24 protein-coding genes and 1 rRNA gene are annotated in these 23,958 nt (G+C 55.2%); 14 read left to right on the top strand and 11 right to left on the bottom strand.

The window, feature by feature from the left end; genetic code table 11:
- Positions 1 to 27 precede the first annotated feature (27 nt).
- Positions 28 to 1,485, bottom strand: coding sequence for a hypothetical protein (locus tag ACREAY_RS00125; RefSeq protein WP_431753723.1), 1,458 nt, complete (start codon positions 1,483 to 1,485; stop codon positions 28 to 30).
- Between the two features lie 141 nt (positions 1,486 to 1,626).
- On the opposite strand from ACREAY_RS00125, the gene ACREAY_RS00120 reads away from it, so the two are divergent.
- Positions 1,627 to 1,833, top strand: coding sequence for a dodecin family protein (locus ACREAY_RS00120; protein WP_431753722.1), 207 nt, complete (start codon positions 1,627 to 1,629; stop codon positions 1,831 to 1,833).
- 33 nt (positions 1,834 to 1,866) lie between these two features.
- On the top strand, positions 1,867 to 2,097 hold the full coding sequence (locus ACREAY_RS00115; protein ID WP_431753721.1) for a hypothetical protein: 231 nt from the start codon (positions 1,867 to 1,869) through the stop codon (positions 2,095 to 2,097).
- On the opposite strand, the gene ACREAY_RS00110 is transcribed toward ACREAY_RS00115, so the two are convergent.
- The 3 genes from ACREAY_RS00110 to ACREAY_RS00100 form a co-directional block, all read right to left on the bottom strand.
- Positions 2,087 to 2,920, bottom strand: a complete 834-nt coding sequence (locus ACREAY_RS00110) for a class I SAM-dependent methyltransferase (RefSeq protein WP_431753720.1) — start codon at positions 2,918 to 2,920, stop codon at positions 2,087 to 2,089. The genes ACREAY_RS00115 and ACREAY_RS00110 overlap by 11 nt on opposite strands.
- An 8-nt stretch (positions 2,921 to 2,928) precedes the next feature.
- The gene (locus ACREAY_RS00105; protein ID WP_431753719.1) at positions 2,929 to 4,737 is read right to left on the bottom strand and encodes a ribosome biogenesis/translation initiation ATPase RLI; all 1,809 of its coding nucleotides are present in this window, start codon (positions 4,735 to 4,737) and stop codon (positions 2,929 to 2,931) included.
- A 107-nt stretch (positions 4,738 to 4,844) separates the two neighbouring features.
- Complete coding sequence (locus tag ACREAY_RS00100) at positions 4,845 to 5,279, bottom strand: cupredoxin domain-containing protein (protein ID WP_431753718.1); 435 nt, start codon at positions 5,277 to 5,279, stop codon at positions 4,845 to 4,847.
- Positions 5,280 to 5,500: 221 nt separating this feature from the next.
- Between ACREAY_RS00100 and ACREAY_RS00095 the strand changes: the two genes are divergently transcribed.
- Positions 5,501 to 5,740 carry a winged helix-turn-helix domain-containing protein gene (locus tag ACREAY_RS00095; protein WP_431753717.1) on the top strand — a complete coding sequence of 80 codons (240 nt, stop codon included), beginning with the start codon at positions 5,501 to 5,503 and terminating at the stop codon, positions 5,738 to 5,740.
- 54 nt (positions 5,741 to 5,794) lie between these two features.
- Positions 5,795 to 6,160 carry a hypothetical protein gene (locus ACREAY_RS00090; protein WP_431753716.1) on the top strand — a complete coding sequence of 122 codons (366 nt, stop codon included), beginning with the start codon at positions 5,795 to 5,797 and terminating at the stop codon, positions 6,158 to 6,160.
- A 224-nt stretch (positions 6,161 to 6,384) separates the two neighbouring features.
- Here the strand turns inward: ACREAY_RS00090 and ACREAY_RS00085 are convergent, their stop codons facing one another.
- Entirely contained in the window at positions 6,385 to 6,729 is a 345-nt protein-coding gene (locus ACREAY_RS00085) for a hypothetical protein (protein ID WP_431753715.1), read from the bottom strand.
- Here ACREAY_RS00085 and ACREAY_RS00080 point away from each other — a divergent pair.
- Together ACREAY_RS00080 and rrf are read left to right on the top strand one after the other, a co-directional pair.
- Positions 6,718 to 11,097, top strand: a complete 4,380-nt coding sequence (locus ACREAY_RS00080; RefSeq protein ID WP_431753714.1) for an adenylate/guanylate cyclase domain-containing protein — start codon at positions 6,718 to 6,720, stop codon at positions 11,095 to 11,097. The genes ACREAY_RS00085 and ACREAY_RS00080 overlap by 12 nt on opposite strands.
- Positions 11,098 to 11,168: 71 nt before the next feature.
- Positions 11,169 to 11,288, top strand: a 5S ribosomal RNA gene (gene rrf, locus ACREAY_RS00075).
- A gap of 3 nt (positions 11,289 to 11,291) precedes the next feature.
- Here rrf and ACREAY_RS00070 read toward each other — a convergent pair.
- A complete protein-coding gene (locus tag ACREAY_RS00070; RefSeq protein ID WP_431753713.1) occupies positions 11,292 to 11,864 on the bottom strand; it encodes a hypothetical protein in 573 nt (190 codons plus the stop codon).
- Positions 11,865 to 11,868: 4 nt separating this feature from the next.
- A complete protein-coding gene (locus ACREAY_RS00065; protein WP_431753712.1) occupies positions 11,869 to 13,386 on the bottom strand; it encodes a leucyl aminopeptidase in 1,518 nt (505 codons plus the stop codon).
- Positions 13,387 to 13,497: 111 nt separating this feature from the next.
- Between ACREAY_RS00065 and ACREAY_RS00060 the strand changes: the two genes are divergently transcribed.
- Together ACREAY_RS00060 and ACREAY_RS00055 are read left to right on the top strand one after the other, a co-directional pair.
- Positions 13,498 to 13,716: a hypothetical protein gene (locus ACREAY_RS00060; protein ID WP_431753711.1), complete on the top strand. Its 219-nt coding sequence runs from the start codon at positions 13,498 to 13,500 to the stop codon at positions 13,714 to 13,716.
- Between the two features lie 3 nt (positions 13,717 to 13,719).
- Complete coding sequence (locus tag ACREAY_RS00055) at positions 13,720 to 14,082, top strand: type II toxin-antitoxin system VapC family toxin (protein ID WP_431753710.1); 363 nt, start codon at positions 13,720 to 13,722, stop codon at positions 14,080 to 14,082.
- 8 nt (positions 14,083 to 14,090) lie between these two features.
- Here the strand turns inward: ACREAY_RS00055 and ACREAY_RS00050 are convergent, their stop codons facing one another.
- Complete coding sequence (locus ACREAY_RS00050) at positions 14,091 to 14,507, bottom strand: hypothetical protein (protein WP_431753709.1); 417 nt, start codon at positions 14,505 to 14,507, stop codon at positions 14,091 to 14,093.
- A gap of 77 nt (positions 14,508 to 14,584) precedes the next feature.
- On the opposite strand from ACREAY_RS00050, the gene ACREAY_RS00045 reads away from it, so the two are divergent.
- From ACREAY_RS00045 to fsa, 5 genes are all read left to right on the top strand, one after another.
- Positions 14,585 to 14,764: a DUF1059 domain-containing protein gene (locus tag ACREAY_RS00045; protein WP_431753708.1), complete on the top strand. Its 180-nt coding sequence runs from the start codon at positions 14,585 to 14,587 to the stop codon at positions 14,762 to 14,764.
- Positions 14,765 to 14,806: 42 nt separating this feature from the next.
- Positions 14,807 to 15,307, top strand: coding sequence for an ester cyclase (locus ACREAY_RS00040; protein WP_431753707.1), 501 nt, complete (start codon positions 14,807 to 14,809; stop codon positions 15,305 to 15,307).
- 108 nt (positions 15,308 to 15,415) lie between these two features.
- Positions 15,416 to 17,056: a ribulose-phosphate 3-epimerase gene (locus ACREAY_RS00035; RefSeq protein ID WP_431753706.1), complete on the top strand. Its 1,641-nt coding sequence runs from the start codon at positions 15,416 to 15,418 to the stop codon at positions 17,054 to 17,056.
- On the top strand, positions 17,043 to 18,020 hold the full coding sequence (locus ACREAY_RS00030) for a transketolase family protein (RefSeq protein WP_431753705.1): 978 nt from the start codon (positions 17,043 to 17,045) through the stop codon (positions 18,018 to 18,020). Before ACREAY_RS00035 ends, ACREAY_RS00030 begins: the two co-directional genes overlap by 14 nt.
- Positions 18,021 to 18,686, top strand: coding sequence for a fructose-6-phosphate aldolase (gene fsa, locus ACREAY_RS00025; RefSeq protein WP_431753704.1), 666 nt, complete (start codon positions 18,021 to 18,023; stop codon positions 18,684 to 18,686).
- Here the strand turns inward: fsa and ACREAY_RS00020 are convergent.
- A complete protein-coding gene (locus tag ACREAY_RS00020; RefSeq protein WP_431753703.1) occupies positions 18,683 to 20,254 on the bottom strand; it encodes a VWA domain-containing protein in 1,572 nt (523 codons plus the stop codon). The genes fsa and ACREAY_RS00020 overlap by 4 nt on opposite strands.
- Position 20,255: 1 nt before the next feature.
- Entirely contained in the window at positions 20,256 to 21,083 is an 828-nt protein-coding gene (locus tag ACREAY_RS00015; protein ID WP_431753702.1) for an AAA family ATPase, read from the bottom strand.
- A gap of 445 nt (positions 21,084 to 21,528) precedes the next feature.
- On the opposite strand from ACREAY_RS00015, the gene ACREAY_RS00010 reads away from it, so the two are divergent.
- The gene (locus tag ACREAY_RS00010) at positions 21,529 to 22,029 is read left to right on the top strand and encodes a hypothetical protein (protein ID WP_431753701.1); all 501 of its coding nucleotides are present in this window, start codon (positions 21,529 to 21,531) and stop codon (positions 22,027 to 22,029) included.
- Between the two features lie 718 nt (positions 22,030 to 22,747).
- On the opposite strand, the gene ACREAY_RS00005 is transcribed toward ACREAY_RS00010, so the two are convergent.
- Positions 22,748 to 23,958 (bottom strand): PxKF domain-containing protein (locus ACREAY_RS00005; protein WP_431753700.1); only part of this gene is annotated, 1,211 nt, incomplete at its 5' end.

The following is a 23,958-nucleotide window of genomic DNA, read 5'->3' as shown; positions in this document are numbered from 1 at the left end:
GGATTTAAACGGCGCTGTTAGGCAGAGCTAATCGACAAACTCGTTAGCCATGCTGATTATTGCCTCGATTATCCGGGATTCGTGGGCTTTTTTGTTCACTAGCACGACGACGCTCGCCTCCCCGTGCGACGACACGGCCTCTGACAGGCTGCGCAAGAGCGCAAAGACGCGCTCAAAGCCGAGCGTGTAGACGAGTTCTGTCGCGCTGTCGACAAGCACGGTCGCCGACGGGTTTTCCTTCATTATGGCCTCTATGGCCTGCGCCAGCTCGCCCTCATTTGCAGATGGGATTACGCGCTCTTTGCCCAAAGCGCCCTGCCCCAGCACGCAGACGATCACCGCCTTGCCCTGCGCCCTGTGGTAGATGTTGCTCCCCTTGCGGGTCAGCACCACTAGGTTCTTGCCCGAAAACAGCCGGTCCAGCACCGCTGTAGCTCCCGCGCCGGGCTTGCTGCCGGCGTTGAGCATGACCAGCTTGCCGGCATAGTCGGGGCCTGCCGGCGACTCGTTTTGAGGCACTTGCTCATCTACAAATGCGCCAGAGGGCCTGCCGGGCTTGGCCTCGTCGTAAGGCTTGGCCCTGGACTTGCCGATGATGACGTCCTCGCTTGCAGACTGGACAAACGCGGTCTGCACTTCTCTTTGCGCAGGCATCGGCGTGCCGGCTTCTTCGGACATCTGGCTCTTTATCATGCCCACCAGCGCGTCCGCGCCCCCGCCTATCAGGTCGCGAAGCGTCGTCTCGATGAGGTCGAGCTTGCTCATCCTGACGAGGTCGCCGAGCACCACCCTCTTTGACACCAGTATGGCTGCCGCAGTCGCGCACGCCGCGGATATCGCCGATGCGAGCCCGCCGTAAAAGAAGGCGACCTGCATCACCTGCTGCGACTGCTCGCGCGACGCCTCGCCTATCTGGGTGTTCAGCTCAACGAGCGCGTCGTATGACTCGACCAGCCTGTCGTTGAGCACTATTAGCTGGCCCGCGGTGGCCGACGCCTGGGAGGCAAAGTTCGGGTCTGACGCCAGGATGGCAAGGTCGTCTGCCTTTGTTGAATAGTCCTTCCACTGCTGGGTTATCCTGTTGGCAACGACGGTCTCGTCAGACGCCAGCTTGGCGACGTTAAAGCTGCTGACCGGCTGGATTATGACGCCTGGGGGCTCAAACCCGCCTGGCAGGTCTTTTATCATCTTGTAATCGCCGGCAATCCCGGCGATGCTGCTTTTCAGCCCCTGCATGTGCGTTATGGCCGACGCCTTTTGCCCCGCGTCCTGCGAGCTCGTGTACTGTACGAGGTCGGCCCTCATCGCAAGAAGGTCGCCCTTGTTCTTTTGCAGTATGGCCATGTTGGAGACAAAGCCCGAATAGACGTTTGAGATCTGCTCCTTGAACTCTATTACCGTGATGGTAAAGACCACAGAAAGCGCAGCTATGGGTATGACTGCGATGAGTATGAAAAACAGGATCAGCCTGTTCTTAAAGTCCAAGCAGGTAATGGTAGAGTCGGGTTCTATGTAAATATTGTTAGAATGGCGTCTTCTGGTAATTGTTTCCATGGATTGCCTCCCACAGCCACGGCTTGCAGGGGCGAAAGGTGAGTTTAAAAGCGCAGCCCGGATGATAGTCGCATGGTTTTCAAGTACATAGACATCCTGGGCGAGTCGACCAAGAGCTTTGACGACGCGGTCAAGAACGCGGTTGCAGAAACGGCATTGACTGTCAAGGACATACGCACTGCAGAGGTGGTCAAGCTGAACGTCATTGTCAACAGCGACAAGATAGTCGAGTACCAGGCGTTGATGCGCGTCGCGTTCAAGGTGAGAAGAAAGGAATAAGATTGATAAGATGCAGGCGTTGCCTGAATGCCTATGAAGAGGAGGGGCAACAGGGGCGCGGGAGCGGGCCTGCTGGCCGTCGCCATAGCGGTGTTCATAATCTATGCCTACCTGATGTTTGGCACCCAGTACGACGCGATCGTGATGAAGTTCACGATGGTCGGCGCCATCGGCGTGCTGCTCATGGTGCTTGGCTGGATAGGGTACACGATGCTCACGGCGCCAAAGGAAGAGCCGGGCGCCGCTGCTACTGCTACTTCCTGATCTGCACGTCGGCGACTATTTGGTAGATGCGCGGGCCGACCTCTCGCACCGTAGTCACTTTCAGGACCTCGTGGTCGTATTTTGCAAAGGCGTCAGAGGCGTCCTTTTCGCCTGCCTCTTTTGAGCCCTTTTTGCCGTCGGCCTTGACGTGCACAAAATAGTGGGCGACGCCGCGCGCTTTTAGTGCGAGCACGGCCGGCTCGATGAACTCCTTTGCCCTTTCAGGAAGCGGCATCAGCACCCTGTCGGCAACCCCGGCAAGCTGCTCCTCGATGACCTTTGCAGCGTCGCCGCATATCGGGATTACGCGCTCGGACACCTTGTTCAGGCGCGCGTTTTCAATGCACAGGTCGTTTGCGACAGAGTTTGAGTCGATGCTGTACACCCGGGCAGTCCGGACCTTTTTCGCAATGACGACAGAATAGGTGCCGACGCCGGCGAACATGTTCACCACGACGTCGTTGTCGCCGGTGAGCTCGGCTATCCTCTGCCTCTCTGTCGACAGGCGGGGGGAAAAATACGCCCGGGCGACGTCGACTTTGAACTTGCACGCGTGCTCTTTGTATTCAGTCACAGTCCGGTTCTCACCGGCCAGGTGCTCAAGGTCACGGACTCGAAAGTCGCCCTTGACCGCCGACGCCTGCGCAAACACCGCCTTTGCCGTCTTGACGTTTGCCAGTATCGCTTCGGCGATGACCTTTTTCTTGCCCGCAAGCTCGTCCGGTATCTTTACAATCACGATGTCGCCTATCTGGTCAAACGCGGAATAGACCTGCGACGCCTCTTCGGGGTCGAGGACGCCTGCAAGGACGGTTTTCAGCATGTGTGGCATTACTGCTTCACATAGTAATAGTTGCCAGAGCTCTTTTGGTCCCGGTCCAGCCTGCCGCCATCCTTGTTGACACGGGGCCTGCCGGTGGTGTCGTCGCGCCTGTAGGTGATGGCAAGCTCTTTGAGGAACATGTTCATGCCGTCTTCCCTGCGCATCGGCGCGGTGGCATGACCTTGAACGCCCGGCTCGCCGTCAAACATCACGATGGTATCCGATACCAGGTCGATGAGCTGCAGGTCGTGGTCGATGATTATGGCCGACCTGTCCTGGCCCCGGACGAAGCGCTGCAGGAATTTTGCGACGGCTATTCTGTCCTCCGCGTCAAGGAAGGCAGACGGCTCGTCAAGTGCATAGATGTCGGCAGGGCGCAGCAATGAAGCCGTCACGGCGACTTTTTGCAGCTCGCCCCCGCTGAGGTTCTTGACGCTCTTTTCATAGAGCTTTTTGGCGCCTATCGGGATTATGATCCGCTCTTCTGCCGGCGAGTTTTCCACCGGCATCTGGTAGGCGGCGTAAAAGAGCGAGCGCACGTCGCCTTCGTATTCCTGGTTGAGGTACTGGGGCTTGTACGATATCTTGGCGCCCACGTCTATAGTGCCCGAGTCGGGCTTGTCGACGCCTGCGAGCATGCGCATGAACGTGGTCTTGCCCAGCGCGTTTGCGCCCACCATGCCCACTATTTCGCCCCTGCGTATCCTGCCTGCCGCCACGGTGAGCTTGAACGACGGGAACGCCTTGCTAACGTCGGTATAGCTTGCGACCGTGGCGTCCTGCACAAAGCTGTCTTCCGACGTGGTGGCGTCAAAGCGGAACGCCTTCTCCCTGAACCGCACGTTTTCTGCCGGCAAGTAGCCTTCGAGGAAATTGTTGATGCCGACCTTGGTGCTCTGCAGCGCAGACACGATGCCGTACGCCCCCGGCTCGCCATAGATGATGTGGACATAGTCTGACAGGTAGTCGAGCAGGGTCATGTCGTGCTCTACGACCATCACGCTCTTGCCCTCTTCGGCCAGGCCCTTCATCACCTTGGCGACTGCAAGGCGTTGGTAGACGTCGTTGTACGACGACGGCTCGTCGAAAAAGTAGTACTCGGCATCCTTTGCCGCCGCCACGGCGACTGCCAAACGTTGAAGCTCGCCGCCACTGAGGGTGGCAATGTCGCGCGAGAGTATGGTCTGCAGGCCGAGCTCGTCGATCAGTTTGTCTGCGACCTTGCGCTCGTCGTATTTTGCCAGCAGCTCCTTTGGCGTGCCCTTGAACGCCTTTGGTATCATGTAGACCAGCTGCGGCTTGATGGACGCGCGCATCTGGCCGTTTGCAATCTTGTCAAAGTGCGCCTTTAGCTCGGTGCCCTGGAAATATTTCAGAACCTTGTCCCACGGCTGGTCGCCTTCGTACTTGCCCAGGTTGGGCTTGACCGTGCCGGAAAGGATGTTGACGATGGTGGACTTGCCCATGCCGTTTCTGCCCACGAGGCCCACTACTGAACCTCTCTTGGGAGTCGGCAGGCGGTAAAAGCGGAATGAGTTGACGCCGTACTGGTGGATTTTTTCTTCCGTCAGCTCTTTTGCAAGGTTGACTATGACTATGGCGTCAAAGGGGCATTTCTTTATGCATATTCCGCAGCCCGTGCAGAGGTCTTCTGAGATGAGTGCCTTGTTGTCCTCCGGGCGCTGCACGATGCACTGGCCGCCGGTCTTGTTCACTGGGCAGTAGATGATGCACTCTAGCCCGCACTTCCGCGGCTGGCACAGCTCATAGTCCATGACTGCGACCCTGTGGGTCGATGACGGGTCGTCGTTGCCCATGCAGATGCTTTTTGGCGTGAATGCGTTATATAGATTTGCAAAGACCCAGGGGCGGCGGGTTGCAGGAGATGATCCACTTCCCGTATTTTTCGCGCGATGGCAATCGCTCATTCATCTGGCGCAGCCGCCACTGTTCCCGCCATATTGGGATGGAGGGCGCAAAAGTAGGGGTATTCTCCTTCTTTGTCAAACGTAAAGCTGAATGTCTCGCCCCTCCTCAACACGCCAGAGTCAAAAGCGCCGTCGCTAGACGTTACCGTGTGCACGGCAGAGTCGTCGTTTATCCAGGTTATCGTCTCTCCGGCTTTGATCTCTACAGGGTTTGGGCTGTACGAATTGCTCCGGTCATTGTCCGCGATGCTCACCTTCACCCCTTCTATTCGGGGAGGCACCTGCTGCGAACTCTGCCCAGGGTCGCCGGATTCCCGGCCTCTTTCGTCAAAGCTGCTGTTTGCCAGAGCCTGTGCCACGATGATGGCGCCGCCCACGATGACTGATGCAAACACTATGGCCACTGCAATTATCACTGTTTTCCAGACCATAGACATGACATGGAATTTCTCGCTTTAACCCTTGTTTACCTGTCCTACGTAACTGAGTTACCTGAATGCTTATTTGCCCGCCAATAGGAAAAACAGCGGCTGGAAATAATGGCAGAATAGCTATTGCTTCAGTCAGACAGCAACGCGTCTATGGCAATTGAGTCAAATTGGTACATGCACACCGGGAGAGGATTTACATCAGAAAGGACATAATATTGAAGTTGGGCGATTATGGGGAGCTCAACCAGAGCCAGTTGATGAGCTACTGCGGGCTCAACAACGTCAAGCACAAGCCGATTATTGACGAGCTTGTGGAAAAAGGCCTGATAATCAGGTTCGAGGAACCCTGGGGGCAAAGCAGGATAATCAAATACAGGGTCTCGGAGAAAGGCAAGGAAATTGTCAGCGCGGTGCTTGAACCCTATGAATCGCTGTTTCCAAGGAGCGAAGGCAGGAAATGAGCGCGGGTAACAGAGTTACTGCCTTCTTTATAATGCACCGGGGAGGAGTGCCTGATGAGTGACATGACCGACAGCAGCAAGAAAGGGACGGCGCACGAGAACCTGCTAGAAATACTGGATAATGTCATTCACCTGCTGGATTTCACAAAAAAGATGGTGATCATAATGGTTATTTCGTTTATCACGATTGTGCCGGTGTCTGCCATCGTCATCAATGCGCTGACTGACGGAGATGATGTGGGAAGTGCAATACCCATCATCGCGGTCCTGGTTTTTTTCGTGTGGCTGGGAGTGGGCATCAGGCAGTGGATAGTGTTTTCAAAGTGGACGCAAAAGTACCACATATACAAGGAATTGCAAAAAAAGCTCGACGAGAGGCTGGATTTTGACAGCAAGGAAGAGGAGAGCCGGAAGGAATGACTGCAAGCCGGTCATAGCGGCAGGGCGCGACCTGGTCTCATTCCGAACCCGGAAGCCAAATCTGGGTACTGTCAAGATTTAGCCGGATCGACTTTTCTCAACGCGCGCTCCAGATGAATTGGTATGTCAGCAAGCAAATGCTTTTTACCTTTCATCGTTAATTGTCTATGAGAGGAGATATCCAGCGAGGCGCCCCCTTCATGGCTAGAACGCAAAAAACAGAACTAAAGTCCATCGAACCTTATGACGTATCCTTTGCCGAGGTACAATCCGATAAGGATTGGAAGCAGACGGTCCAAAAAATTGCAACCGCCATTAATGTCCAGTTTACCGAATCTGCACATCAAGATCTTCCCTTTGTCCCCTTTAAGGACTTTCAAAGCCTGCTCAGGGAGGATAAAGTCTTCCTTTTTGGCCCCAGCGGATGCGGAAAATCCAGGACAATAATCGAGCTGGTTCGAAACAAGGAGGCAACTGGCAGTAATAATTATGACAGGATCTTTATCATCAATCCCTCTAATCCCGCAGGGCTTGAGGCCCGCAGAGAAAATATCTCCTTGCTTTCTCACCAGTTTGGCCCAAACGATCTGGTAATCTGGGATAATTTCCCAGAGGGCCTTGTCAAGCGAGATCTGCAGAACGCCTTCGGCGCGTTAGAGATCATTAATTCTCGGCCCATCAAGAACCTATACATCGCCCTCAAGCCCACTTATCTGGAAATGTACAGGGGCCTGACGCTGGACATTCCAGACATATACACCCATGAAGTCACATGCGACCTCGAAACGATGAAGGCCTTGCTGAAGGCATACGGAAAGGATGTCAAAGAATACAGGGAGATATTTGAAAAGTACGTGTCCACAAACACCGACAGGATTGCAAGAATCCTCTGGCAAAAGCAGCCACTTTTTTTAACCATAGTTGACTTTTACAAGGCGCTACTCGCCAGGACCTCTGCCGGCAAACAATCTGCAGGCGACGGCCTGAAGATCGGGACAACGGCTGCCGACTCGTCAGCGGCCCTCCTGATGGCGCAGGCATGGTTGCCTGTTTACGACTACTTTGAAAGGCAATTTGAGGTGATGAAAAACATTCCGGGCCGGCAGAATGACGTGGATTTTCTCTACATTCTGCGGTTCTGCTACGAAGTCGGGTTTGACAGGACGCATGATTCTATCGCCGCCCTGCAAAATGGGATTTTTGGCAGTTCCCCGCCTGCCGAGCCTACCCGAAAGTTGGGAACGTGGGTCTACCTTTCAGGCCAGAATTATGCGATGCACGATTCGGCAAGGAATGCCGTCAGGCTCCCGGATTATTCCAGGATGAAGATCGTTTCGCACCTGATGAATCATTTCCGGGAAATCCTCCCGCGAGGCGACGGAGAACTTTACTCCCTGGGCCTGTTTCTGGGAAGGAACATCCAGTTCATTTCACCGCCTGACGGCGTTGCTGCCAAGAGGATAGTTCCCGAGCAAGTATACGGGTTCATGAAAAAAAAGGCCGTTTTTGAAAGGGCAATCGGGCGCGGCGTTGGCGAGAACTTTGAACTGCTGGACGAGTCGCTGCAGGAATCGATTCTTGAATTTGTCGACACCGAAATAGAATTTGGGGTGGGCCTGGCAGACAGCCTCGGGGAGCGATTCGTGGAGCTCGACGACAGCAACCGCGAAAGGGTCCTGGACAAGATCTATCACGGCATGCTGTTTGCCCGGTATTTTGGGCAGAGCGCCGGCAGGCTGTACGGCCGGCTTTCAAGCGACCTGCGTACTGCTGTCATGTCCCATGCCGAAAAGAACCCCCAGTTTGCAGACGGGCTTGGGATGGGCCTCGGCTACACATATGCAACGCTAGAGCCGGAGCTGCAGCAAGAAATAACTAGAAAAGCGCAAAAGAGTTTCGAGATATCGAGGGGCCTCGGGTTTGGTTTTGGCCTCACATTTGGGCTGTTGCAAGAGCAAGACGCCAAAAAGATGGCAGAATTGGCAGACAAAAGCTCTGAACTGGACACCGGCTTTGGGATGGGCCTGGCGGCAGGGTACGCAAATCTCTCCAAAGATCTGCGCAGGTTTGTAATTGACAGGGTGGAAAAAGATTGCCTGTTTGCGTTTGGCGCCGGGATATATGCCGCATTTATTTACAGGGAATCTGTCCCCGGCGATCTGTTCTCGCTGCTTGGCAGCAATGGCGAAGTCGCCTACGGGCTCGGGCTTGGTTTTGGAACGAGCTTTTTTTACCTGCCCACTGAATTTCAATCGCGGCTCCAGGTTTTGCTAAAAAATGACGTCAAGCTGGACGACGGCATAGGAACCGGCATTGGCCTTGTCTTAAAGCACCTGCCGCCCGAAGCCCATGGGATGTTCATCAACAAAGCCGCGGCCAGCAATGCTTTTGCGACAGGCCTGGGATACGGCCTCGGCTTTACCTGGCATTATATTGGTGACGCGTTGAGGAAAAGGGCACTGGCCTTTGCAGGCTCGAATAATGACTTTGCGAAGGGCCTTGGGATTGGCATAGGGTCGCATATCGACTATCTAAAGCCCGTATTTTTTGACCAGGTCATTTTGTTGGCCGATACAAACAGCGAGTTTGACCGGGGATTCGGCTCCGGCGCTGCGCTTGCGTGGCCTTACTACAGCGATGACGCCAGGCGGACCACCAGAGAAAGGATGGCGGCAAGGGGCGAATTTGCAAGAGGAATGGGGTGCGGGTTGGCAAGGATTGCCAGCCACTTTTCACCTGTCGAAAGAGAGCAACTGATGCGCGACAGGCTTTCCGACCCCTTGTTTTCAGAAGGGTTTGGCGAAGGGACGGGGTACTATCTCTGGAGCGTCTACGACAAAACCGACAAGCAGCGGTTCATCGAATTTGCCGCAGGCCACCCAGAGGTCTCTAAAGGCCTGGGAGTCGGCTTTGGATCAATGTACTCTTACTTTGGAGGCGAGCTGGAAGGCGAGCCCCTTGGGCGATTCTTTGAAAAGGATCCGGACTTTAGAAGAGGCGTTGGGATCGGCATGGGAAGGACGTTCACATACCTGACAGAAGAGGGCCGCGCGGAGGGATTCCAGATGGCAGACAAGGACGTGGACTTTGCAGCCGGCCTGGGCGAAGGCATCGGGGCAGCCTACAGCTATCTCGAAGAGTCGCAAAGAAGGCTCGCGATGTCGCACGCAGAAGAGGGCGATACCGGCTTTTCAAGGGGCCTTGGAACCGGCCTTGGCTCAGTGTTTTCTTACCTCGAAGACGCTGTGAAAAATGACATACTTGCGCGCGCTGCGCACAACGGGCAGCTGTCTACAGGCCTTGGCGTCGGCCTTGGATTGCGCATCTCTTACCTGCCGGAGGCAATTCGGACAAAGATCTTTGGCCTGGCGAAAAACAATCCGCGCCTTGCCGCAGGCCTTGGCGAAGGGTGCGGACTTGAATTTCCACGCTTATCCCCGGCTACCAGGGACTGGCTGTCATTGCATGCGGGCATGGATGAATTTGGTTTTGGCATGGGCCTGGGCATCGGCAAGATTCGCAGGCAGATAGTGGAAAGCGTCGAGAAGGAAGCGGCGGCAGCCGTCGGCAAAAAAATGGGAAATGAATTTTCAGAGGGCCTTGCGATAGGGTTTGCAGGCAATCTTGCAAACCTGTCCGACGAGGGGCTGTTGTCCAGGTTTTTGTCCAGGGCGCAAACGGATGCAGATTTTGCGAGGAGTTTTGGCTTTGGCCTGGGCCACATCTTTTCAATGCTGGAAGGCGACAAGAGGAGCAGGATTTTAGAGACGATGGGCGGAAACGAAGGCTTTCTCGCTGGCATGGGCGAAGGGGCGGGGCACTATCTTCCCTCAACCGGGAGCAGGACTGTCGAAGAGGTCATGCGCGCCACGCGCTCTGCAGGTCTTGAAAGAGGGCTAGCCGGAGGGATTGCGGCAAGTTTCAGGCATCTAGACTTGCCAGAAGTGCTCGGAGTGCTAGAGTATGCAGGCTCTAGCCCGGAATACGGCAAGGTCCTGGGAAAAGATCTTGCAGAAACGTTTGCCTCGTTTGATGAAGACAGGCAGTCTCTGATTCTGGATGCCATCCAGAAAGACAGCGAGTTTTCCAGACAATTTTCAACGGAGATAGAAAAGAACATGCCGTACGTGTCCCTGCAGACGCGTGAAAGGATAAAGAGCATGAAGGCAAAGTTGCCCCACCTGCAGAACGCCCTTGAAGAAGAGAAGGTGGAAAAACTGGGCAAAGAGACGAGGTTTGAGCATTTCCCGGCAGTTGGGATGTCGGCAAGGGGACGAATGAACTGGAATGTTGGAAACGAAGAGATTGCCTTTTCAGGAAAAGTTCAGGAATGCTGCATCTGCTTTATTGACATGGTGGGCTCCACCAAGATTTCGTCCGACCTCACGGCAGCCCAATTAAGCAGGTACTATGAGATTTTCCTGAACACGATTGCCCGTATTGCGGGCAACTTTGGCGCCAGGATAGTAAAGAATGCAGGCGACGCCCTTATTTTTTATTTTGACAATACCGAGCGGCAGGACGATCCAGGCAAGAGCGCCAGGAATTTCAAGAACGTTTTGGACTGCTGCCTTACGATGGGCATGGTAAGCGGCGCGCTCAACGCGAAAATGCTCAGTGAAAAATTGCCGCCAGTCCAGTACCGGATAAGCGCGGACTATGGCGAGGTCTCGGTTGCAAAATCCAGCTCCTCCCAAAGCGAGGATCTGTTTGGCTCGGCAATGAACATTTGTGCAAAGATCAATTCAAAAGCCAAGCCCAATGGGCTGGTCATAGGGCAGATGCTTTTTGAGCAAGTCAAAGAGATGGACGAATACGCATTCACTCCCAGTGCTGAAAAACTTGTCGGGTTAAAAGGCGAATATGAAGTATATCACGTTGATGAAAAGGAAAAGACAAGCGTCATCAATCCATTTGAAAGGAGGGCCACAGAGTGAGCCCAGGCGTTGCCATATGCCTACAGGACCGGCATGGGCAAGTTTAAATTAGCCTTTATGAAAAGGAACTGTAAGCCGGTCATAGCGGCAGGGTGCGACCCGGTCCCATTCCGAACCCGGAAGTCAAACCTGTCGTCGCTGCTGTGTTACTGATGTGCGTGAGCCGTCGGGAAGCAGCAGTGCTGGCATCTTTTCTATACATCAGCATTTTCCCCAAAGTGCACCTGCTTCATCAGCTTGCGTGCGTGCACCCCGATCCTCTCGGCTATGCCAAACACCGAGGCGATGCCTGCCGGGTCCCACGCGCCCGTCTCGATGACGCAGCAATAGTCCCGCGCCCGGACGTTGATGCGCTTGACCTCATCTTTCATGATGTTTTTTGCAAGCTCGGCTGACAGCTCGGCGTCCTTTGCCAGCAGGGTAGAGAGCACCCCGCCGCTCCAACCGAGGTTTGCCGGCTTGCCTCCGCGCAGCCGGTAGTACGGTATCGCGTCCACAAGGTTGTGCGCGTTGCTGTCGCCGTCGGCAAGCGAGCCGCTTGCCACCAGGAAATAGACGTTGTAAAACGGCCCCATCCTGACGACTTCCTCAATCCCGATGTAGTCGATGCTGCCTCGCTCCATCGTGACAAAGCCGTCGCGGTTTTTCAGCCACCGCTCAAAGTATGGCTGCAGGCCGGCGTTGATGTCTGACCACGCGCCGGGCCTGCAAGAGTAGCCAAGCTCTGACAGTTCGCCTACCAGTTTGTTCAGCGGGAATACGGGCATACTGTTACTGTTGTTGCGACGCCTGCTGTTGCGGCTTTTCCTCTTCCATCAAGAGCTTGACCAGCGTCCTTATGCCAAAGCCGGTCGCGCCCTTGGGGTTGTAACTCCTTTCGTACGTGCCGTCCTGCGTCCAGGCCGTGCCGGCGATGTCCATGTGGACCCAAGGGACACCGTTGACAAAGTTGGACAGGAACGCCGCCGCCGTGATGGCGCCGCCGGGCCTGCCGCCGATGTTCTTGATGTCGGCGTACGAGCTCTTGATCTGCTCGTGGAACTCGTCGTACAGCGGGAGGTCCCACATGCGCTCGCCCGACTTTTCTGCCATCCTCCGGACCCTGTCGGTCAGCTGCTTGTTGTTTCCTATCAGCGCCGCGACGTTGGAGCCGAGGGCGATTATCGCCGCTCCCGTCAAGGTGGCAAGGTCAATGACTGCCTTGGGGTTGTATGTTGCAATCCCATAGGCAAGCGCGTCGGCAAGTATCATCCTGCCCTCGGCATCCGTGTTCAAGACTTCTACGGTCTTGCCGTTGTACATCCTGACAATGTCGCCGGGCCGGTATGAGGTGCTTGACGGCATGTTCTCTGCCGACGGCACGATGCCGACGACGTTTACCGCAAGCTTCATCGACGCGACTGCCCGCAATATGGCAAGCACGTCGCACCCGCCGCACTTGTCAAACTTCATTTCGTCCATCTTTTCGCCCGGCTTTATCGATATGCCGCCCGTGTCAAACGTTACCGCCTTGCCCACCAAGAGGTACGGCCTGGCGTCGCTTGACGCCCCATTGTATTCGAGGATGATGAGCTTGGACGGGTTGTTGCTCCCCTTGCCCACCGCCACGATGCCGCCCATGCCCATGTTTTCCAGTTCATAGCGGTCGATGACGCGGGCCTTCATGCCGTATTCTGATGCAAGCAAGAGCGCGACGCTTGCAAGGTGCGCCGGCGGGCAGTCGTTTGGGGGCAGGTTGCCAAGGTCGCGGGCAAAGTTGACCGCCTCTGCCACGTGGCTTCCCCTCTCGGCTATCATCTGGAACCGGGGCGAGTCGGAGTTGATGAGGACTGTCACCGACTCTATCTTTTGCGCGTCCTTGTCCACGACCTTGTACTTGTCAAACGAGTAGAGCGCGAGGGCGAGCCCTTCCGTCATTGCCTCGATGAGCCCCTCGTCGAGGTTTGAAAACTGCAGTATCGAGAACTCTTTTGTCCCCAGCTCGCGTGCCTTTTGCGCGGCCTTGCCAGCGCATATGCGCGCCATCTCGTCGGTGAATTTCTCGCGCTTGCCGAGGCCGAGCGCCAGGATCTTTTTCATGGGGCCCTTGCCCAGCGTGTAGACGAGGATGCTGGTGCCAAAGGTGCCGCGAAAGTCCTTGTTGTCGATTGCCTCCTTTATGTACGTGAGAACCGACGGGTCAAGCTCTTTGGACTGGGAAAAATCCTGCTCGTTTTCAAAAACGCCGATAACAAGAAGCGAAGTCTGCTTTTGGTCGATTTTTGCCTTCTCCACCTTGATCTGGGCCATGCCCTAGAGGCTGCCACATTGTTATTTTAATACATCTCTGCAAGGCCGGCATCCGTTGCCATCGGGGCAAGCCGGACACCATTAAATAGTACATAATGTAATACGATATGTATGACAATAATAAGCATCAGGATTTCAGAGAAAGAGAAGCTTGCGCTCCGCAAGCACGGCAAGATCTCGTCTGTAATAAAAGAAGCCATAGCGCTGTACCTCGACTCGGAGCAGTCAAAGAGAACATTCAAGAGGCTAAAGGAGCTTCAAAGAGCAAGTGGCATCAGGACGACGGCAACTGAAGATGTTTCGCTCATCAAGGAAGACAGGAGCAGATAAAAGATGTTCGTCGCGGACAGCAGCTACCTTGTTGAAGGGCTGCTAAAGGACGCATCCTTGCTTGAACACGAGGCAATCGTCGCTCCAGACATCGCCCTCTACGAGGTCATAAATGCAGTATGGAAGCACGAGGCAATTCTGAAGGACCTGAAGGACGGCAGGCCACACCTCGGATTGTTGTTCGAGCTTGCATCTACAAACGCAATCCGGTTTGTAAAGCCCGACGCCCAGGTAACCAGAAAAGCCTACGAACTTGCCTGCGAGAAAAGGTGCACGTTTTATGACGCCATTTTTGCGGCGCTTGCGCGGGAGCTGGGCGTCAGCCTGGAGACGTTTGACGAAGACCAGCGCAGGCTCTTGCGGTAAGATGCACGTCAGCCGCGCGCAAAAGTAAATGACGCGCCGTGGCTCAGCATCGTGGCAAGGCGCCGGAACACGTTGGTAGGCGTATAGCACGACATCTCTTGCGTATATTCGCACACGGGGGCAAACTGGTCGGCGTTCTTGCCGCCTTTGAACCAGCCTGCCACGATCTCCCTGGCAACCCTTGGCAGGCCTGTCCGTGCGCCAAACGCTCCGCGGCTGTTGATGAGCCAGAACATGTTTGTCGGGTCATAGCCCTGCGGAAAGGCCGCCAAAGCGGCGGCCTTTGCCTCCTGCGAGTAATAGTGGCCTGCCGTCCTTATCCAGCCCCTCGAAAGCGCGCTTGCAGCCCTGGCAAACTGGGTGCACGAATAGCACTTGTCGTCATAGATGAGAAGGGGCCTCGCAAAGAGTTGCGAAGGAGACATCAACATCAATTGCGGCTCGCCAGCCTAAAAGCCTAGCTGCGGGAAACTCTTTAATCAAATGCAGGCGCCGGTACAGCATGCTAGGTCTGGCATGCAAGGACGCCGGCTACAACTGCAGCTTCGTCGCCAGGGCAGACTCGGAAAAAGAGGTTTTGGACAGGATAAGCGAGCACGGGATGAAGGAGCATGGGATAAAGCAGGGCGACCTGACGCCAGAGTATAGGGCCAAGCTGAAATCTAGGATAAAGGAATCCTAATTTCGTCAAAACTCTTGAATAATATAAAATGCGATCAAGGACATGTCGACGCAACAACAGTCAGAAGAAAGAAACATCAAGATTGTCCGGCGTTCGATGGAAGCCCTGAATACTGGAGATACGAGCCGAGTGCCTGAATTTATCCATCCGGACTACTTTAACCACGAGTCCCAGGCCAGCCCGGAACGAGCAAAACTTCGCGGCCCTGATGAATTTATCGATACCGTAAAAAAGCTGAGGGCCGCTTTTAGCGACCTGCATTACGAAGAGCAGGAGAGCATCGCCTCAAATGACAAGGTCGTGTCGATAATGACAGTCACAGGCAAACATACGGGGGACTTTTTTGGCATCGCTCCTGCGGGCCGCAGCTTCTCATACAAGGCTGTGCATATTTCGAGAATCGCTGACGGCAAGATTGTCGAGCACAAGGCAGTCCGCGATGACCTGAGATTCATGATGCAGCTAGGCGTAATTGGCGCTGCGTCGCCGCAGTACGAGCCCATCCTCAACGCCTGGATGGGAATGATAGGCGCGAACGCCTAGTTCCAGTCCTGCATAGCTGTCGCCTGCCATCGGCAGACCTAGCGGAGCTATCTTTTTATTTTCCTCAGCGTCGCTTTTAAGCTGCCGTGGACTCTTCAGGTGACAATAATGGGCTTTAACATGCGCTACCTAGAGCTGAGGAGAAAGATACGGGACGTCCGCATGTGGGCCATTCAGGGCATCGCAGAGGCCGGCTCGGGCCACCCTGGCGCCTCTTTCTCGGCGGCCGAGATAATGGGCTCGCTTTACTTTCGGAGGATGAGGCACGACCCCAAGGACCCCGGCTGGCAGGAGCGCGACTACTTCATCAATTCCAAGGCGCACTCGGCGCCCGGCTATTACTCTACGCTTGCAGTGGCAGGCTATTTCCCGGCAGAAGAACTAAAGACGCTGCGCAAGCTCGGATCGCGCCTGCAGGGCCACCCAGTGCGGTATTCAGACCACCAAAAGCACCACAGCGTGCCGGGCATCGAGTACTCGGGCGGCTCGGAGGGCATTGGCCTTTCAGTCGGCGTCGGCATCGCGCTGGCAAGCAGGCTCGACGGCAAGAAAAACCGCGTCTACGTCCTGATAGGGGACGGCGAGTCAAACGAGGGCCAGGTGTGGGAGGCGTCGATGGCGGCCGCGAAATTCAAGCTCGACAACCTGGTTGCGGTGCTTGACAGAAACCGCATCCAGCAGGACGGCTTTACAGAGGACATCATGCCACTAGACCCGGCCAAGAACAAGTGGGAGGCGTTCAACTGGCACGTGATTGAAGTTGACGGCCACCGCGTCGAGCAGCTGATGGACGCGCTCAACAAGGCCGCGCAGGTAAAGGACAAGCCGGTGATGATTATCGCAAACACCATCAAGGGCAACGGCGTCCGGCACATGGCCAACAACCCGCAGTGGCACGGCAAGGCGCCGCCCAAAAAGCACACGCCGGTATTGCTCGAAGAGCTGGAAAGCGAGGCGATAATCGCGCCTTCCATCATCGCCGGCGAGAAGGAGAACTATGAGCAAAAGATCAAAAAAGCCGAGCGCGAGGGCGTGGAGATGATCCACCTCGACGTGATGGACGGCAGGTTCGTCCCGAACACCACGTTTTTCGCCGACACGATAAAAAAGCTGAGGCCTTTGACGCCGCTGCCGTTTGACGCCCACCTGATGATAGAGCGGCCGGTAGACCACATTCAGGAATACATCGACGCCCGGTGCGACGTCATCACGGTCCACGCCGAGGCGTGCACCGAAGACGAGTTTGTGCAGATACAGGGGCGCTGCCTAGAGTCGGGCATCAGCCCCGGCATTGCGATAAACCCCAGGACCGACATCCCCGACTGGCTCCTGCCGCACCTGCCGGACCTTGATGTCATCATCATCATGTCGGTGAACCCCGGCTTTGCAGGGCAAAAGTTCATGCCGGAGGTGCTGCCCAAGATGGTTGCCGTGAACAAAAAGTTGCGCGACCACGGCTTTCGCGGCTATATTGAAGCGGACGGCGGGATAGACGCGACGACTTTGCAGCAGGTATACGACGCCGGCGCCAGGATATTTGTAGCAGGCAACGCCGTCTATGGCAACACCGACATACACGGCGCCGTGATACACCTGCGCCACAAGGCAGAAGTCGCGCTGGAGCGCAAACTGCTGGATCATGCAACCCGCCTTTCGATAAGGACGGACTGGATGAAGGCGCGCAAAAACATATTGATCCCGTACGCATCGGAACTGCAAATAGAGGAAGAGCTCAATGCTATTAAGTAGCGAGAAAAAGACCGTCGACATGAGAGGGGCGTACGGCGACGCCCTTGTGGAGCTGGGCAAGACCGACGCCCGCATAGTGTGCGTCGGCGGCGATACGACCGACTCGCTCAAGACGAAAAAGTTTGGCGACAAGTACCCCGAGCGCATGTTCAACGTCGGCATCGCAGAGGCAAACCTCGTCTCGATTGCTGCCGGCCTTGCGATAGCGGGCAAGGTCTCGTTTGCAAGCACGTACGCGGCTTTTGTGCCCGGCAGGGCCGTAGACCAGATCCGAAACACGATATGCTACCCCAGACTGAGCGTGAAACTGGTGGTGTCGCACGGCGGCCTCACCGTGGGGCCGGACGGCGCGTCGCACCAGCAGATAGAGGACATTGGCACCACGAGGTCGATGCCGAACATGCGCGTCATCCTGCCGGCCGACGGCGTCGCGGTGCGCCACCTGGTAAAGGAGATGGTCGACACGCCCGGCCCGTTCTACATGCGCCTTGCAAGGCCGACGACAGAGCTCATCTACGCGGACAGCACGCCGGCAGACCAGTTCAGGGTGGGCCGCGGCAACACGCTTGTCGAAGGCTCGGATGCGACGATAATCGCGTGCGGCCTCATGGTGGCCAAGGCGCTTGAGGCGTCAGCCGCATTAAAGCGCGACGGGCTGTCGGTCGGGGTCGTCGACATGTTTACGATAAAGCCCATCGACACAGAGCTGGTGGCAAGGTGCGCAAAAGAGACGGGCGCCCTAGTCACCGCCGAGGAGCACAACATCATTGGCGGCCTCGGCGCGGCAGTGTCTGAAGCCGCGGGCGAGACGTACCCGGTCCCGATAAAGCGCGTGGGCGTGCGCGACGTGTTTGGCGAGTCGTGCCGCGACGAGGAAGTCGACACGTTGCTGGAGCAGCACGGCCTGACCGCAACAGAAATAGCAAGGTCAGTGATTGAAGCAAGGAGTAGGGCAAGAAGATAAATGAAGATATTCCTCGATACCGCCAACGTTGAGGCGATAAAAAAGTACAATGACATGGGCCTCGTCGACGGCGTCACCACCAACCCAACCCTCCTCTCAAAGGAAAAGGGCAACCCTGCCGAGATCATGCACGAGATAGTGCGCATCGTCAAGGGCCCGGTTAGCCTCGAAGTCGTCGGGACGGCCTATGACTTGATGATCGAAGAGGCGCACAGGCTGAAAAAATACGGCCAGAACGTGATAGTAAAGGTGCCCATGATCCCCGAAGGGCTGAAAGCCGTGAAAAAGCTAAAGGGCGAGGGCATCAGCACCAACGTGACGCTCGTCTTTTCCGCAAACCAGGCCGTGCTGGCTGCAAAGGCGGGCGCGTCCTACGTCAGCCCGTTCATCGGGAGGCTGGACGACGCGGGGCAGGACGGCATGACGCTGATACGCGAAATCGTGCAGATTTTCAACAACTATCGCTTTGACACGAACGTGCTCGTGGCAAGCGTCCGGCACCCGATGCACGTGGTGGACGCCGGCAAGATAGGCGCGCATGTTGTTACGCTGCCGCCGGACATACTGGGCAAGATGATGGCGCACCCGCTCACCGATAAGGGCCTCGCGGCTTTTCTGAGCGACTGGGAAAAGGTAAAGCGCGACAACCCGAACCTGTCGTTCTAGGAACGCAAGAGCCCTATCACTTTTTTGGGCATGTCCTGCAGCCTGCTGACTGCAAGCGTCTTTTCATAGTTGAGGTATTTCAGGTTGTGGCCAATGTCCACCGCGTCGTTCAGGTTCCGGCCCACGCCTATTGCCGCCATCTTTACTCCCGCCTTGCGGTACGAAAGCACCATCGCGCGCACGGCGTCAAAGTCCGAAGGCTCGCCGTCTGTCAGCGTCACAAAGATGTCTGGTCGGAACGACTTTAGCGCTGGCTGCAGCAGGCCATACACCTCTGCAAGGGGCGTTCCGCCCACCGCCTTTATCTGCGCCAGCCGGCGCGCGCACACCAGCGACCACTTGACATTCGGCGGCTTGACGACCCAGGCCTTGACCTGCCGGCTCTCTGTGGAAAATGCGTAGACGGCAAATTTCACGCCGAGGTAGCTCAGCGCCTCGCAGAGCGCGATGGTCGCCTGCTTGTATTCCAGCTCGACATCGGCGATGCTGCTTGAATGATCCAGCAGCAGCACGACCTTTGTCTTTATCGACAGCTTTACGTCTGACAGGAACGGCTTGGGCAACGACTCTGCCAGCGCCTCGACGTCGAGCTCGTCGCCAGAGTCGTCATGCACCTCTTTCCAGCCCGTCTTCCAGGCGCGGAACGCGGCCTTTACCTTTTGTATGAGGTCGAGGTCGTAAAGGCGCGCCTCGTCGATGTCCATGCGCTCCGGCACGCTCAGCCCAAAGTTCTCTAGGCTGTCGTAGCCCTTGTTCTCGGTCTTTTTGCTCTCCTTGACGAGCGTCTCAAACTCGTGTGCCACGTCGTTGCCCTCATAGATCTCTTGCGCCTTTTCTTCAGAATCCTTTTCCTTCTTTCGTGACTTGACCACCTTCTCTATGTGCTTCAAGAGATCGCTCTGGGTCAGCGACGCGCCCGCCCTTGTGTGGGGCGCAAGCACCGGTATCGACACGAGCGGGTCCAGCTCTAGAATCTTTATCAGCTTGGGGACGTGCTGCTCCATCCACTCGGTGCCATGATCGCTTGCTACCGCCTCCTGTACCAGCTCGTTTGCATAGTCGGTGGCCTTTTGCACCTTTTCCATCTCGCCTCCAAAGAGCTCGCCCTTGACGTAGCCGGTCAAAAAGTACTGCGAAAACGCCTCAGCTATCTTGTACCGACCGTAGATGGAGTTCAGCAGCTGGCGCGACATCCACGATATGCCTTCGTTGAACAAGAGCTCGCGCTCCATGCCCTCCCAGCTCTGCAGGCCGAGGATCTCGACCCTCTTTGTTTCAATGGTGTTGAGGAGAAAGCCAAATGCATGCTCGTTAGAGAGCACCTTGCCAGAGTGGCGCATGCGCATCGACTCGTACCACAGGGCGACGCGCCACTGCCTGTATTTTTGAAAGTCCGTGCCGAGGTAATAGGCAAGCGACGGGAGCGTTATCTGGCTCTTGTCCGGCTTTGTCGCCGGCGACTTTTCCGGCGCGATGGCGATGGTAACTTTGTTGTTGCCTGACCACCGGCGGGCAAGGAACGTGGCGATGTCGAGCAGTACGTCGTTGCGCATGATTGCCGCAGACATATTACCTGTCGCCAAAAATTGATGTTATCATGTCCATCACTTTTTGGTACTCGACCTGGCCCCACTGGTCGTAGGCGTTTGCGTAAACGACCTCTGCAGCCTGCCTCGCCGGCATGCCGGCTAAAAGCATCTTGGCAAAGGCAATGGTCTCGCGCAGCGACGGGCTGTAGTACAGCTCTTCAACTGCCGCCGCGTCGCGCAGGCTCTTTGCCAGCTGTATGGCGTGCTTGACGTCTCTGATTTTAGAGTCGTCGAGTGCGGCGTGGCGCTTTACGATTTCAAGCTCCAGGTCCTCCGGCGGGTAGTCGAGCCTCATGCGCACCGGGAACCTGCTCAGCAGCTGCGGCGGCAGCTCTTTAGTGCCTACGTGCGACAGCGGGTTTATGGTGGCGATGGCGAGCCAGTCCGGCGACGCCTTTACGACCTGGCCCTCTGCTTCCTTTAGCACAAGCTGGCGCCTGTCGTCGAGCGCCTCGTCGAGCCTCAGCAATACGTCAGCTTCTGCGGCGTTCAACTCGTCGAGATAGAGCATGGTGCCGGTGCGCATCGATTTTACCAGCACGCCTTCGACAAAGCTTATCTGCCCCTTTTCTATGGTGCGGGTGCCGACAAGGTGCGACTCGCGGGTGCGCAGCGAAAAGTTGACCGAATGCAGCTCTTTTTTCATCTTGGATGCAAACTTGCGCACTAGCGTCGTCTTGCCGGTCCCCTTGGGGCCTATGATTAACACAAACAGGCCGGATTTGTAGGCCTTTTCCAGCACGTCAAGGGCGTTGTTCCAGTCAAGGTAAACGACCTCGTCGTGGCTGTCCAGTTCCGTTGTCGCCATCTGTGCACTATAGCTGCCTCAAAGGTATTTGAGCGTTTAAGCCACTCTGTGCGATACTGGTGACTCGCAGATTTCCACCCGAAAGGCGGGTTGCCAATTTCAGGTGGCGATATAGTAAACCCCTTGATTTTTCGGATTTTACGTTAATCGAGGTGACGAAAGAACCAGTTGGCCGGCACCTTTACAAGAATTGCTTTTGGACAGGCAAATGTCGCATAATTTTAGCGCGTAACAAAGCGCCGGCTTTGAGCTGTGCCATCGACTGTCATAATTCTGAACGGAATACTCCATTACTGAATTTTTTCGCTAATTTGATATCGAGCCGCGATCATCAGATGGTCAATCAGCTATTATCCCATGCTAGCCGCGGCCACGAGCAATGGAACATTCTGGCAAGGACGCTAGAAATTTGAAAAAAACAGCGGCCGTTTTTCTGGCCACAGCCATGCTCGGCTCGGTTCTGGCCACGTCAATCTTTGCTCTTGGGACAAGAAACGCCTATGCGCATGATTGTCCGGCTGAAGGTTGCGCAGATGGAAGGATGACAGGCGGCGGCAGACTTGCAGGCGACATGATTGTCACACATGGCTTTGAGCTGCATTGCGGCATTGACGACAGACCCAACAATCTAGAGATCAACTGGGATGGCGGCAATCGCTTCCACCTAGATGGCGAAAGTCTGACAAACATCAAATGCATTGACGACCCCCCAATACAGCCCCAGCCACCAAAGGCACCCTTTGACAGGTACGAAGCAGATGGATTTGGATCGTACAACGGCGTGGCAGGCTACCAGATTCACTTTGAATTTACGGATGCAGGAGAGCCGGGTACAGGAGATACTGCGTTCATCGTAATACACGGGGGTTCGCCAGACACAACAGTCTTGATCGCCAACGCGTTCCTTGAAAACGGAAACCATCAGGCCCACAAAGCGAACAAGTAGTGGGAATCATCCTCCCCCGCCTTTTTTCTTTTCTTCAAGTCCTGATACGGGCATTCAGGTGCCTTTTCATTATACGCTTGCACATGTGTGTAAAAGACAATCATTTGCTTTATGTGAAACGTCATATTTTTTCTTGTGCTCAGAGGGGATTACCTAATTCTGCCCTAAGCGTTTACCATCGTCTGTTACTGATGATTCTTTATGTTCACGGACGGAAACAGCGCCCTTGGCTTGCATTGAATGCTATGCTTCCTCCGCCAGGAGCATTGGAGTTTATGCAGCCTGCCGCTTCTGCAGATGGTGCACTTACCATGCCTATTGCTATCACCCCTAACATGCCTACCGCCGCTATCATTGCCAGTGCGATCAACGTTGCGTCTCTCAATGCCATCGAAAGATGCGCTGTCTCTAATAACAAATGCGTAATGGCAATCCGGAACTGAATGACGGCTGTGCCCTTGTAATCAGTTGGTCTAATTCTGGCCTTGTTAATTAGGGATTCTCGTGCGTAAAAGGCGCGCATTCTTTAATGTGCGATTATAGTCAATCCACGTAAAACGCCAAAAATGCGGGACGTTATCTATACCCCACAGATGTTCTGGGAACCGGTGAAATTGAACCGCCATTAAGAAACAAAGAAGGAAGAAGAGAAGCTTCTCTTCTTCCCTCACACTTTCTTTACTTCACTTTACAGCGTTCTACTTCCGCATCGGATATGCTACTTCAACTTGAAGAACCCTACAATTATTGAGCCGTCTAATGACGTCATTTTAGCTTCCCAGCATGTGCCTGCCTGCCCTGTTGGTGTCTTCCAGTTTGCTATGAACTGCCCTGACGTACTGTCATATCTCAACGCGGTGTTGCCAGTGGTTGTTAGCTCTACATCGTCCGTCATTGCTGTATTGATGTTGCTGCAGCTTATCTTCTTCTGGGTAAAGGATGAGATATCTGATATGCTCGTCTTTTCTGCTGTACCTGCAAACACCTCAAATTTCATTGGAACAGTCTGTCCACCCTTTACAGTGTTCAGGACGGTTCCCATATCTACCGGCTGATAAAAGCCACGTAGCGTCCATGCCTTGATGGTGTAGGAAATGCTAGTTGTTGCGACATTCCCGGCTTTGTCCGTAGCTTTAGCTGATATGGTATGTTCACCGACATTTCCATTATTTGGCACCATTGTTAGGATGCAGCTGTCCATCCCGGATAAGCCATCCGCAGCGTTGCAAACGGCTGCAGGGATTGAATCTCCCCAGATGAACTCTGCGCCACTAGCAATACCAGAAATCGACACGGACGGTGCCGTCTTGTCTATTGAAATTCCAGATACACTGTCGCTGGCACTGTTGCCCGCCTTATCTGTAAAAGCAATATCTCCAGTAGTCTGTCCAGAACCCTCCAATGTAAACACCATATCCTGCGTGGAAGCACCATCTATGCCCGAAAGTGTTTCAGATGCTTCAAAGCGGACAATAACATCAGCATTATGCCACCCGTTAGAATTGGCGTCGGGAATGATTGTGTGAGTGATTGTTGGCGCAGTGAGGTCTATGTTGATGCCGCCAACCATGTTAGAAGCAGAGTTATTTGCCTTATCTGTTGCTAGACCTGTTACGGACTGTCCTGCGCCTTCATCGCCGAGGGTCATAGAGCCTGTGCATGAGTCGACCCCGGACAGCGCATCATCGCATATGAAACTCACTTCCACTGCACCGTTATTCCATCCATAGCTGTTGGCTACTGGGCTTCTACTGGCCGTGATTATTGGAGCCGTCTTGTCGATACTAATATTTCCAACCGTGACGCCAGCAGTGTTATCAGCCCTGTCTTCTGCTGTGCCTGTTACAGATTGATCCGCACCCTCAGTACTCAGAGTCACAGGCAAGGTGCACGATCTGATACCTGCCAGTACATCTGCGCATGTAAAGC

The organism is Nitrososphaera sp., from assembly GCF_050748925.1.
Classification (GTDB): domain Archaea; phylum Thermoproteota; class Nitrososphaeria; order Nitrososphaerales; family Nitrososphaeraceae; genus Nitrososphaera.
Note: the sequence above shows the minus strand (reverse complement) of the source record. Positions and strands in the feature narration are given on the sequence as shown.

Bases quoted from the DNA above. Each gene is read 5' to 3' on its own strand.
- ACREAY_RS00120 (WP_431753722.1), top strand. From the start codon at position 1,627: ATGGTTTTCAAGTACATAGACATCCTGGGCGAGTCGACCAAGAGCTTT.
- ACREAY_RS00115 (WP_431753721.1), top strand. From the start codon at position 1,867: ATGAAGAGGAGGGGCAACAGGGGCGCGGGAGCGGGCCTGCTGGCCGTC.
- ACREAY_RS00110 (WP_431753720.1), bottom strand. From the start codon at position 2,920: ATGCTGAAAACCGTCCTTGCAGGCGTCCTCGACCCCGAAGAGGCGTCG.
- ACREAY_RS00105 (WP_431753719.1), bottom strand. From the start codon at position 4,737: ATGGGCAACGACGACCCGTCATCGACCCACAGGGTCGCAGTCATGGAC.
- ACREAY_RS00100 (WP_431753718.1), bottom strand. From the start codon at position 5,279: ATGGTCTGGAAAACAGTGATAATTGCAGTGGCCATAGTGTTTGCATCA.
- ACREAY_RS00090 (WP_431753716.1), top strand. From the start codon at position 5,795: ATGAGTGACATGACCGACAGCAGCAAGAAAGGGACGGCGCACGAGAAC.
- ACREAY_RS00070 (WP_431753713.1), bottom strand. From the start codon at position 11,864: ATGCCCGTATTCCCGCTGAACAAACTGGTAGGCGAACTGTCAGAGCTT.
- ACREAY_RS00065 (WP_431753712.1), bottom strand. From the start codon at position 13,386: ATGGCCCAGATCAAGGTGGAGAAGGCAAAAATCGACCAAAAGCAGACT.
- ACREAY_RS00060 (WP_431753711.1), top strand. From the start codon at position 13,498: ATGACAATAATAAGCATCAGGATTTCAGAGAAAGAGAAGCTTGCGCTC.
- ACREAY_RS00055 (WP_431753710.1), top strand. From the start codon at position 13,720: ATGTTCGTCGCGGACAGCAGCTACCTTGTTGAAGGGCTGCTAAAGGAC.
- ACREAY_RS00050 (WP_431753709.1), bottom strand. From the start codon at position 14,507: ATGTCTCCTTCGCAACTCTTTGCGAGGCCCCTTCTCATCTATGACGAC.
- ACREAY_RS00045 (WP_431753708.1), top strand. From the start codon at position 14,585: ATGCTAGGTCTGGCATGCAAGGACGCCGGCTACAACTGCAGCTTCGTC.
- ACREAY_RS00040 (WP_431753707.1), top strand. From the start codon at position 14,807: ATGTCGACGCAACAACAGTCAGAAGAAAGAAACATCAAGATTGTCCGG.
- ACREAY_RS00035 (WP_431753706.1), top strand. From the start codon at position 15,416: ATGGGCTTTAACATGCGCTACCTAGAGCTGAGGAGAAAGATACGGGAC.
- ACREAY_RS00030 (WP_431753705.1), top strand. From the start codon at position 17,043: ATGCTATTAAGTAGCGAGAAAAAGACCGTCGACATGAGAGGGGCGTAC.
- fsa (WP_431753704.1), top strand. From the start codon at position 18,021: ATGAAGATATTCCTCGATACCGCCAACGTTGAGGCGATAAAAAAGTAC.
- ACREAY_RS00020 (WP_431753703.1), bottom strand. From the start codon at position 20,254: ATGTCTGCGGCAATCATGCGCAACGACGTACTGCTCGACATCGCCACG.
- ACREAY_RS00015 (WP_431753702.1), bottom strand. From the start codon at position 21,083: ATGGCGACAACGGAACTGGACAGCCACGACGAGGTCGTTTACCTTGAC.
- ACREAY_RS00010 (WP_431753701.1), top strand. From the start codon at position 21,529: ATGCTCGGCTCGGTTCTGGCCACGTCAATCTTTGCTCTTGGGACAAGA.